We start from the raw sequence: 2,042 nt of genomic DNA, 5'->3' as shown, positions 1-2,042 counted from the left end.
CTTAATTCTAAGCAGAGAGCACAAGAAAATAACCTTTCTGAAGTTCACTATAATTTTTCGCAACAGTGCCCTACGTTACTTACAATGTGTAAGCGTGCTTTTCGTCATTTTATGACCCCTGGCCGGGATTCTCAATTCAAGCATACTCATGAATTCAGTTTTCATTAATCTCGATCAATCATTTTTTTCAATGGGAGTTGCGAAAGCAATCTTATCTCCGTTAAAACAAAAGTTAGGACTTCAGATGACGGAGGGCGAATTGAAAGTAAGATAAACTTATCCACAGGCAGCCCTCTACTTCCGATAAAGGATATTACCGGAAATAGAAAATAACATCTAAAACAGGAGGTTGAGGCAAGGTTAAAGAACCGAACAAGACTCATTATCGACTGATGTTGTTCTCTCTGGAGATATATTGGCTTGATGATCAGAAAATAGGCTTGTAGTACCTCTTTGATGTAAAAGAGTGCTACGACATTGAAGAAATATTTTTGCAGTGTACGCAGGGGTGTAAATTATAGTTTCTTTACATCTTTCTACTTCTGATCTATTTTCCCTTGGCTTTTTAGTAAAATTTTCATCATATTCTTTTCTTCCAGCATCCATGGGGTCAGAATTATTTATTCCCATAATTCTCTCAATAGCTGGATGAGCTATATTCGTTATCACTGGCCTTCTTTGTTGAATAGTTACTTCAAGTTCCTCTGCTGTGTTTTGAGAAACAGTTAAATTAATATGATTAAATAAATAATCTGGATCATTTTGAAGTTGCTTTTTCAAGACCATTTCAATAATTTCAAGCTGTTCTGCTGTTAATATCATTAGATTTAACCTTAAATATACTGAATATTAAACTTTATTATAAATTTACCTGATGCACAGGCTTCTATTAGGTGTTGCACTTTTAGTAATATTATTAAAATTGACTTTCGTTTATCTCCTTAAATTTTTTTCCATCGTATATAAACCAATTATCTTGATTAGATTTTGATATAAGGTGGTTTTTTATAATGTCAAATGAATTGCTATGTATTGGTACATATTTGAAGTGGATTTTTAATCTGCTCAATTTATAAGTTATTTCTAAGCATGATTTATTATGATTCACCTCGTACTCAATAGCTTTCCCAAAGCCAAGAACACAAGGTTGATTTTTATGGTCTTCAAGCCATAGCCGGAGATGTTCCCATTCAGGGGCATTTGAGCCGTTCATTTAAAATTCCTTTTTTTGTATCTATATGTTATGCATGAACTATTTTTGTGATTTTAGTCCTTAACTCTTTTTCAATATTGATTGGAAAGTATGGAACAGGAGTTGGTAACAAGAAATCTTTGTGACTGATGACTCTTTTATATGGTTTGAAAGTTATTTGATTGCCATATGTTGTATATTTAACTAAGTTGGTGGATGGGTGGAATCAGTAATTTGATTTATTCTTCAGCTTCACGAGGAGGCTTTGATTCAGGAAATTGTAATTCTTCATCTGAGATGTCAAGTGATTTTTTTTGTGACGATAATAATTTAGCATTGCTGCTTTTCCTTTTTCTAGCATTAGGTGCCACTTTACGATTTTTTTTCGAGTTTGTCTTGTTTGGCTTTGATTTTTTCAATATTTTTTTCCTTGATGTTGTTAGTTAATAGAGGCTTATATTTATGTAGGGAGTCATCTGTAGGTGTATAAATAATCAATAAAATAGTTATTAATAATGAGGATATAATAAAACAAACAAATGATCCTATGATTGTCCAACCCTCTATAACATCAATGATGTTATAACTTTTTTTAAACTTTCATGTTGTTTTGTCAATTTTTCTTTCTCAGAATCATCATGATTCGGATTTTTAGGCACTGTTGCAAAAAATTTAGATTTGAGTAGGGTGTAGCAATCAACGGAAGTTAAGAGTGAATTGCTGTGGGTAGACGTAAACGATTTAAGAAGAATCAACCCTTTAAATGGAAGCATTATTCCGGTGAGATCATTCTTTGGCTGGTGCGTTGGTATGGCCGCTATGCCTTATCTTACCGTGATCTCAAAGAAAT

At 32.8% G+C, this 2,042-nt stretch carries 3 protein-coding genes; all 3 read right to left on the bottom strand.

What is annotated here, in order from left to right; translation table 11 throughout:
* Positions 1-360: 360 nt before the first annotated feature.
* On the bottom strand, positions 361-822 hold the full coding sequence (locus C200_RS13750) for a hypothetical protein (RefSeq protein ID WP_016212118.1): 462 nt from the start codon (positions 820-822) through the stop codon (positions 361-363).
* A 94-nt stretch (positions 823-916) separates the two neighbouring features.
* Positions 917-1,213, bottom strand: a complete 297-nt coding sequence (locus C200_RS13745; RefSeq protein ID WP_032126844.1) for a hypothetical protein — start codon at positions 1,211-1,213, stop codon at positions 917-919.
* A gap of 218 nt (positions 1,214-1,431) precedes the next feature.
* A complete protein-coding gene (locus C200_RS13740; RefSeq protein WP_032126843.1) occupies positions 1,432-1,611 on the bottom strand; it encodes a hypothetical protein in 180 nt (59 codons plus the stop codon).
* Positions 1,612-2,042: the final 431 nt, after the last annotated feature.

Origin of the sequence: Piscirickettsia salmonis LF-89 = ATCC VR-1361, assembly GCF_000297215.2 — a bacterium.
Classification (GTDB): Bacteria; Pseudomonadota; Gammaproteobacteria; order Piscirickettsiales; family Piscirickettsiaceae; genus Piscirickettsia; species Piscirickettsia salmonis.
This window is presented reverse-complemented; position numbering and strand designations above follow the sequence as displayed.